Annotated in this window: 5 protein-coding genes; 2 read left to right on the top strand and 3 right to left on the bottom strand. The window is 70.8% G+C overall.

Annotated elements, in window-relative coordinates:
* Positions 1 to 113: 113 nt before the first annotated feature.
* Positions 114 to 464 (bottom strand): hypothetical protein, encoded by a 351-nt coding sequence (locus L0977_RS18575; RefSeq protein WP_234266354.1) that lies wholly within the window; start codon positions 462 to 464, stop codon positions 114 to 116.
* Positions 461 to 1,024 carry a cob(I)yrinic acid a,c-diamide adenosyltransferase gene (locus L0977_RS18570; RefSeq protein ID WP_234266353.1) on the bottom strand — a complete coding sequence of 188 codons (564 nt, stop codon included), beginning with the start codon at positions 1,022 to 1,024 and terminating at the stop codon, positions 461 to 463. The genes L0977_RS18575 and L0977_RS18570 overlap by 4 nt, the downstream gene beginning before the upstream one ends.
* A gap of 110 nt (positions 1,025 to 1,134) precedes the next feature.
* Here L0977_RS18570 and L0977_RS18565 point away from each other — a divergent pair, with 110 nt between their 5' ends.
* Positions 1,135 to 2,559, top strand: a complete 1,425-nt coding sequence (locus L0977_RS18565) for an FAD-binding oxidoreductase (protein ID WP_234266352.1) — start codon at positions 1,135 to 1,137, stop codon at positions 2,557 to 2,559.
* Here the strand turns inward: L0977_RS18565 and L0977_RS18560 are convergent.
* Positions 2,551 to 6,030 carry an AAA family ATPase gene (locus L0977_RS18560; RefSeq protein ID WP_234266351.1) on the bottom strand — a complete coding sequence of 1,160 codons (3,480 nt, stop codon included), beginning with the start codon at positions 6,028 to 6,030 and terminating at the stop codon, positions 2,551 to 2,553. The genes L0977_RS18565 and L0977_RS18560 overlap by 9 nt on opposite strands.
* A 108-nt stretch (positions 6,031 to 6,138) precedes the next feature.
* Between L0977_RS18560 and L0977_RS25475 the strand changes: the two genes are divergently transcribed.
* The gene (locus L0977_RS25475) at positions 6,139 to 8,664 is read left to right on the top strand and encodes a YadA-like family protein (protein ID WP_267966506.1); all 2,526 of its coding nucleotides are present in this window, start codon (positions 6,139 to 6,141) and stop codon (positions 8,662 to 8,664) included.
* Positions 8,665 to 8,668: the final 4 nt, after the last annotated feature.

Genomic DNA, 8,668 nt, shown 5'->3' with positions numbered 1-8,668 from the left:
GGTCGCCTTGGTCGCTTGCATGCGCAAGCTGCTGACCACGCTCAATGCCATGGTCCGAACTGGCAAACCTTGGGACAAATCGCTTCACAGCGCTTGACTTCCAAGACGGTTACTCAGTCGGTGGGTTCGCAGCGGCCCTGCGACTGGGCCAGGCCCCGGAAATCGCTGCGCCAGCTCCGGACGGCGGTGTCGAACTGGATGCGCTCGTTGTCCTGCGAGGTGAACACGGTGGTGCCTTCGACCAGGAAGGTGTAGACCGCCTGCCCGTCGATACGCACCGCGGTCACGCGCTGGGCGTCATGCGCCAGCTCGACGGTGCGCGGCCAGACTGCGCGCGAGGGCTGGTAGACCGCTTCACAGACCCAGCGCACGGTCTGCACCGGGCCGGGCGCCGACGGTGCGCGCGCCAACGCCGGGCCACCGGACAGGGTAGCGGCCGCGAGCGCCCACCACCCGGTTTTCAATCGCCCCCCTGCGCCAGCCGCGCACTCTGCCAGTACACGTCGTCGCCGCCGTCCATGCGGTTGAGCACACGCGCCAGCACGAACATCAGGTCGCTCAGGCGATTGAGGTACTGGCGCGGCGCGTCCCGCACCGTGTCCTCCTGCCCCAGCGCCACGATCTGGCGCTCGGCCCGACGCGCCACGGTGCGGCACACGTGCGCCTGCGCGGCCGCGCGCGTGCCCGCCGGCAGGATGAATTCCTGCAGCCGCGGCAACTGGGCGTTGTGCGTGGCCAGCGCTTCGTCCAGCGCCAGCACCGCGTCGGCCTTGAGCAGTTCGTAGCCGGGGATGGACAGCTCGCCGCCGAGGTTGAACAGCTGGTGCTGGATCTCGACCAGCAGCGTGCGCACCTCGGCCGGCAGTGTTTCGCACAGCAGCAGGCCGATGTGCGAGTTGAGTTCGTCCACGTCGCCCATGGCTTGGAAGCGCAGGTGGTGCTTGGGCAGACGGGTGTTGTCGCCCAGGCCGCTGGTGCCGTCGTCGCCGGTGCGGGTGGCGATCTGTGTGAGTCGGTTGCCCATGAAGGTGGTTCCTGGAAGCGCCATCACTGCCTGGCGGGCAGACAGATCAGCGTCGATAATGGCCCATTATCTGCGTGCCAGTCCCTCCTGGCACGCCACAGGAGACATCCATGAACGCCCCCGTCAAGCACGTCCATCTGGCGCCCACGCTTCGGCTGCGCGAAACGCCCGCCCTGGTGATCGAAGCGCTGCAGCAGCGCTTCGGTGCGCAGTGTTCCACCGCCCTGGCGGTGCGCGAACAGCACGGGCGCGACGAGTCCATTTACGACGTGCCGCCGCCCGCGGCCGTGGTGTTTGCCGAGTCGACGCAGGACGTGGCCGACGCGGTCGCGCTGGCGGCGCAACACAAGGTGCCAGTCATCCCCTTCGGCGTGGGCTCTTCGCTCGAAGGCCACCTGCTGGCGGTGCAGGGCGGCATCAGCATCGACGTCAGCCGCATGAACCAGGTGCTGTCGATCAACGCCGAAGACCTGACCGTGACCGTGCAGCCGGGCATCACGCGCAAGGCGCTGAACGAGGCTGTCAAACACGAAGGCCTGTTCTTCCCCATCGACCCGGGCGCCGATGCCTCCATCGGCGGCATGACGGCCACCCGCGCCAGCGGCACCAACGCAGTGCGCTACGGCACCATGCGCGAAAACGTGCTGGCGCTCGAAGTCGTGACCGCGCAGGGCGAGGCCATCCGCACCGGCACGCGCGCCAAAAAAAGCAGCGCCGGCTACGACCTCACGCGCCTGATGGTTGGCAGCGAAGGCACGCTGGGCGTGATCACCGAAATCACACTCAAACTCTACCCGCTGCCCGAAGCGATTTCGGCCGCGATCTGCTCCTTCCCCAGCATCGAGGCCGCCGTGCGCACCGTGATCCAGGTGATCCAGCTCGGCGTGCCCATCGCGCGCTGCGAACTGATCGACACCAATTCCGTGCGCATGGTCAACGCGCACAGCAAGCTGGGTCTGCGCGAAGAGAACATGCTGCTGATGGAGTTCCACGGCTCGCCCGCCAGTGTGAAAGAACAGGCCGAGACGGTGCAGGAGATCGCCAGCGAACACGGCGGCAACGCCTTTGAATGGGCGACCACGCCCGAGGAACGCACGCGCCTGTGGACCGCGCGGCACAACGCCTACTTCGCCGCCATCCAGAGCAAACCCGGCTGCCGCGCCATCAGCACCGACACCTGCGTGCCCATCAGCCGCCTGGCCGACGCGCTGCTCGATTCGGTGGCCGAAGCCGACGCCAGCGGCCTGCCCTACTTCCTCGTTGGCCACGTGGGCGACGGCAACTTCCACTTCGGCTACCTGATCGACCCGGACAAGCCCGAAGAATACACGCTGGCAGAGGAACTCAACCACAAGCTGGTGGCGCGCGCGCTGAGCCTGGAAGGCACCTGCACCGGCGAGCACGGCGTGGGCCTGCACAAGATGGACTTCTTGCGCACCGAAGCGGGCGACGGCGCCATCCAGATGATGCGCACCCTCAAGCGCGCGCTCGACCCGGACAACATCCTCAACCCGGGCAAGATCTTTTCACTCTGAGGCCGCACCCGCCTGCTGCCACTGGCGCAGCAGGCCCTCGGCGCCCATGCCCCGGGCGCTTTTTCGCGCCTGGGCCTGCAGGGCCCGCGCCCGCGGCACATCGCCGTTGCGGCGGTGGCACTCGGCCAGCAGCCAGTGCATCTGGGGCACGCAGTACTGGTCTTCGTGGTGCAGGGCCTCGCCGCAGGCCTGTGTCAGCAGCGGCATGGCCTGTTCGTGCAGGCCCTGTGCCATCAGGGCCTCGGCCACCATCCAGCGCGAGGTGGTGATCCCGGCCTGGTAGGCGCCCCGCATGCGGTGCGCCGCCGCGTGCAGCGCATCGGCGTCCTGCAGGGCCCCCTGCCGGGCCTGTCCACACAGCAGCAACAGACTGCTGACGCCTTCCCAGAGCGGAAAGCGGAACTGCCCCGCCAGCGCGTGGATCCGCGCGGCGCCCGCGTGCAACGCCGTCCAGTCGCCCTGGCACCAGTGAGCGCAGCTGAGCAGGGTGAGCGCGAAGCACACCGCGTGCGGCCGCTGCGGCCCGTCCAGCCGCTGCTGCAAAGCCTCGGCCCAGTGCGACAGGCCCGCCGCATCGCCTTCGAACCAGCACAGCCAGGCCAGGAACGCCCGGCAGACCAGCGCGGGGTCGTCGCTGCAATAGAGCAGACGGTGGTGCAGCGACAGCCGGTCGGACAAGGTCACGGCTTCCTGCAAGGCTTGCCGCGACTCGGCAAAACGCCCCAGCCAGAACAGCGAGTTGCCCAGGGCGTAGCGCGCCATGAGCCCTTGCTCGGGCGTCTCGGCCATGTCGGCAAGCTGGCGGGCCAGGTCCAGGCCGCCCACCACCCCTTGCGAACTGCTGCCCATGTAGCGCCCGGCGAGCGCGGCAAACCGCAGATCGAGGACTTCCGCACCGCCCTCCGGCAGAACGCCCAGGGCATCGTCCACGCTGCCGAACACGTGCCAGGCCGCCGCGGACCCGAAGCCTTCGGTCATGTGCAGGCAATGCCCCACCTGGACCTGCAGGGCCGCGCGCTTGAGCACCGTCTGCCGGTGCGGCGCCAGACGCGCCACCGCATCGATGGCGCGCTCGTAGCAGATCCGTGCGTCCGCCGCAAAGTCGCGTTCGATCGCGGCGTCGCCGGCCAGGCGCCACCAGTGGGCCGCTTCGGCCCAGGATTGCGCGGCCTCCCAGTGGCGGGCCACCTGGTCCGCCACCACGGGATCGTGGCCTTGCAGGTGGTTGGCCGCCTGCGCGTGCCACCGGCGCCGCTGCGCGGGAGGGATGCCCTCGTACACCACACCTTGCACCAGCCCATGCCCGAACACCCACCCGTCGCGCCCCATGGCGCGAACCAGATGCAGGTGGCTGGCGCGGGTGAGCGCGGTGCGGATCGCATGCCGGGGCAGCAGGCCCTGCAGCGTCGGCAGGTCGAAGCGTTCGCCCAGCACCGAGGCGGCGCGCAACACCACCCGGCCCGGACCGAGCGCGTCCAGCTGGTCCTGCACCAGCGCCTCGATGCCGGCGTGCGTGCGCGGCGGCGCGGTCCGGCTCCGGGCCAGCCATTGCAGGATCAGCGGCACCCCGCCGGCCGATTCCACCAGGCGGTCGCGCTCACCGGCATCCAGGTGCGCGGCCGCCTCGGTGGCCTGCAGCAGGTGGTGCGCAGCTTCCGGCGGCAGCACCTCCAGCGCCAGCGTGCGCGCGAACGCGGGCCGCCCGCCGGCCGGCATCGGCCGCGCCGACATGACCAGCAGCACGGGAAGTCCCTGCAGTTGCTGCAGCAGCACGGGCAGGTAGTCCAGCGTGGCCTGGTCCGCCCAGTGCAGGTCTTCCAGACTGATCAGCAGCGGCAGCTGCAAAGCCCGCTGCGTGACGAGCCGCAGCACCTGCGTGCGCAGCACCTGCCGGTCATCGGTCCCGCGCAGCGCCTGGGCCGGCTCTGCCGCGCCCAGCGCCACCCGCCACGGCATCATCGGGTGCTCCTGAATCTGCCAGCCGCAGGCCATGCGCAGCACATGGCCGCCCGAACCGGCCACCTGTTCCTCCAGCGCCCGCACCAGGCGGGATTTGCCATAGCCCGCCGGCGCCTGGATCAGCACGGCGCTGGCGCCCGATGCCGCCACCGCCGCCCACCGCGCGCGCAACCAAGCCAGTTCGCGCTGGCGGCCCACCAGGGGCAAATCGGCACCCGCAGCAGCGTGCGCGGGCGGATGCCGGTCGACGCCCCCGACCCAGAGGTGCGGGTCCTGCGCCGACCGGGCGCCTGAAAAGCCCGTCTCGCGCGCCGCGAGCACCACGTCCTGGGTGGCCAGCCACTCGCCCCAGCCCGCCTGCCAGCAGACGCGCATCGCCGCGTGGACCGCGTCCCCCACCAGCCAGCGCGCGCCCAGGCCCGGGCGCACCAGCACCCGCGCATCGGCCACGCCCGCCCGCACCTGTTCGCTCAGGCCCAGGGCCATCCATTGCCGCGCCATGTCGCCGGCGCTGCGGGCGGGTTCCGGGCCCGCGTCGCTCAGGCCGAACACGGCGGCCCAGCCCAGGCCGGGCACAGCGATCGGCAGACCGTGGGCACGACGCGCCATGGCGTCCCAGATCCGCCCCCAGGCCTCGACGGCCTGCTCGTCGGTGGCGTGCGCCTGGGGAATGTCGCTGTAGAGGCCCGTCACCCGGCGCCACTCGGGAATGGTCGTGGGCACCGACCGCGCGAACGCCTCGTCGGCAGGCCGCGCCAGTTCGTGAAGGTCCGACGGTTCCAGCCCGAGCTGTTCTTCGATCTTCCCGATGCTCTGGTGCACCACCTGCTGCGCCTGCAATGGCTGCCCCTGCCGCTGCAACAGCTCGGCGAGCAACACCGCGTGACTCTCCTGCGCCGGCGCCAGCAGCAGCAACCGGCGGGCCGTGACGACGGCCCCGTGCAGACGCCCCTGCGCGGCGGCGCGCCGGGCCTTGAAAGCCAGGACCTGCAGCAAGGCATCGGCACAGGTGTCGCGCATGTACGGCAGCCACTCCGTCCCATCCGGCATGGGCGGCAACTCCAGGCCTTGCAGGAAACCGCCATCCGGCAGGGTGTCCAGCACGTCGTCGTCCGGCAGGGCATTCCAGTCCGGCGGCTCGGCGGGCCGGCTGGCCCGGGCCCAGCGCTGGAGCTGCTCGGCATCCACCACGAGGCGATCGTCGGGGGCCAGACCGATCGTCTGGGCGGAACCCACCAGGCAGTGCCCCAGCCCGGCCGCAGCGAGCCAGGCGCGCAGCTCGGCCAGCACCTGCCGCAGATTGGCTTTGGCCGCCGGTGCCGGACGGTCGGGCCACAACCATTCCGCCACCACCGCCCGGGCATGCACCTGCCCGCGTGTGGTGCCCAGCAGGGCCCAAAGGGCCCAGGCCTTGCGGTACTTGACGCGCCGGGACACATCGTCGCCCCGGATCACCAGGCGCGGCGGACCGAGCAGGCACAAACCGAGGGCGGGAACAGCGATTTCGGGCACGGCGGCAAGGCCTCAATTTGTGGCCAATGGGCCACTTCGCGCCCATTTTCTCACGATTGTCTAACGGTCCTGGTCGCCAATACCGACGCACGATCAAAGGACCACACCATGGGCTGCCCAGCCACCAACCGCCAACTGCCGCCGTCTTCCCGGGCCTTCGTCGGCCAACCTGTCCGCCATGCCATCGCGGCCGCCGCGCTGGCGCTGACCCTGCACCAGGCGCCGGCCTGGGCGGACTGTAGCGACACCGCCACCGAATCGGGCGTCGGCGCCCTGGCCTGTGGCCGCCTGGCCAATGCCAATGGCGTGCACAGCGTCGCGGTCGGCTTCGCCGCAGGCGTTGGCTCCAGCGGCGAGGGCAACGTGGCCGTGGGCGGCCGCGCGGGACAGGAAACCACCGGCACCGACAACACCGCTGTCGGGCGCAACGCCGGCCTCACCGTCAACGGCAACCAGAACGCCGCCTTCGGCGTGGATGCGGGCCAGAAGATCACCGGCAACAGCAACACCTCGCTCGGCACCAGCGCCGGCACCGAAATCTCCGGCAACCGGAACAGCGCCGTGGGCACCGACGCCGGCTACAAGGTCACCGGCAACGCCAATTCGAGCGTGGGTACCGACGCCGGCTGGAACGTCAACGGCAGCTTCAATTCCGCCAGCGGCACGGAAGCCGGCTGGAACGTCACCGGCAGCCGCAACACCGCCACCGGCCTGGGTGCCGGCTCGGGCGTCACCGGCAACAGCAACACCGCCACCGGCGACGGTAGCGGCAACATCGTCAAGGGCGACCGCAACACCGCCAACGGCTACAGCGCGGGCGGCCGGGTCACCGGCAACGACAACACCGCCATCGGGACCCGTGCGGGCCGCACGGTCAGCGGCGATGGCAACCTGGCGCTGGGCACGGACGCGGGGTCGAACATCACGGCCAGCCACACCATCAGCGTCGGCACCAACGCCCAGGCCAGCACCGACAACGCGGTCGCCATCGGCACCAACGCCCAGGCCAGCACCGACAACGCGGTCGCCATCGGCACCAACGCCCAGGCCACCCACGCCAATGCGGTCGCCATCGGCGCCGGCTCCACCACCTCGGGCGACAACACGCTGTCGGTGGGCAGCACGGGCAACGAGCGCCGCATCACCCATGTGGCCAACGGCACCAACGCCACCGACGCGGTGAACCTAGGCCAGATGCAAAGCAGCATCACCGCCGCCACCGCCGGCATCCTGAGCGCCGCCCAGACCCACGCTGACACCGTCGCCGCACAGGCCGAGGCCAACGCCAAGACCTATACCGACAGTGCCACCGCTGGCATCTTGAGCGCGGCCCAGAGCCACGCCGACACCGTCGCCGCACAGGCTGAAGCCAACGCCAAGGCCTATACCGACAGCTCGGCTGCAGCCACCCTGAGCGCCGCCCAGACTCATGCCGATACCGTTGCGGCACAGGCCGAGACCAACGCCAAGGCCTACACGGACGCCTCGGCCGCAGCCACCCTGAGCGCCGCCCAAACCCACGCCGATACCGTCGCCTCGCAGGCCGAAGCCAACGCCAAGGCCTACACCGACAGCTCGGCCGCGGCCACCCTGAGCGCCGCCCAAACCCACGCCGATACCGTCGCCTCGCAGGCCGAAGCCAACGCCAAGGCCTACACCGACAGCTCGGCCACGACCACCCTGAGCGCGGCCCAGACGCACACCAACACCCAGCTCGACACCGCTTTGCGCAGCACCTCCGTGGCCGTCGGGCAAGGGGCCTCGGCCACGCCCACCGGCGCCATCGCCATCGGCCCCGACGCCACGGCCCAGTCCAGCAACAGCATCGCCTTGGGCCAGGGGGCCTTAGCCGTGCAGTCCGATTCCATCGCCATCGGCGCGGGCGCCACCGCCCGCTCTTCGGTGGCCGTGGGTGTCGGGGCCCAAGCGACCGGCACCCGCACCACGGCGCTGGGCGACAACGCCGCCGCCACGGGCGACTACAGCGTCGCGGTGGGCCACAACGCCCAGGCCACCCACACCAACGCGATCGCCCTGGGCAACGGTTCGACCACCTCGGCCGACAACACGCTGTCGGTGGGCAGCACCGGCAACGAACGCCGCATCACGCACGTGGCCGACGGCGAAGCCGACAGCGATGCGGCCACGGTCCGGCAGGTGCGCGCTATCCAGACCCAGTCGTTGGGCGAGGCGCAGGCCTACGCCGACCAGGGCGACCAGCGCACGCTGCGCCAGGCCCAGCGCTACGCGGACGCCGGCGACGCCCGCACCTTCGAACGGGCGCAGGCCTATGCCGACGCGGGCGATGCCCGTACCCTGGAGCAAGCCCAGACCTATGCCGACGAAGGCGATGTGCGCACCCTCGACACGGCCCGCCAGTACACCGACCAGCAGATCGGCCAGTTGCGCAAGGACGTGCATGCCGGCATCGCCCAGGCCGCAGCGCTGATTCCCATGGCCCCGTCCGGCGAAGGCAAGAGCACCGTGAACGTGGGCATGGCGGCCTATGGCGGCCAGATGGCCGTGGGCTTGGCCCTGGCGCACCGGGTGCGCAACGTGGTCATCAATGGCGGTATCGGGGTGAGCGGCGGCAAGCGCCACCTGGTGCGGCTCGGCGCCGGCTGGCAGTTCTGATTCA

It is taken from the genome of Hydrogenophaga sp. NFH-34, from assembly GCF_021401345.1.
Taxonomy (GTDB): Bacteria; Pseudomonadota; Gammaproteobacteria; order Burkholderiales; family Burkholderiaceae_C; genus Hydrogenophaga; species Hydrogenophaga electricum.
The sequence above is the reverse complement of the archived record's forward strand: the minus strand, read 5'-3'. Positions and strand labels throughout refer to the sequence as shown.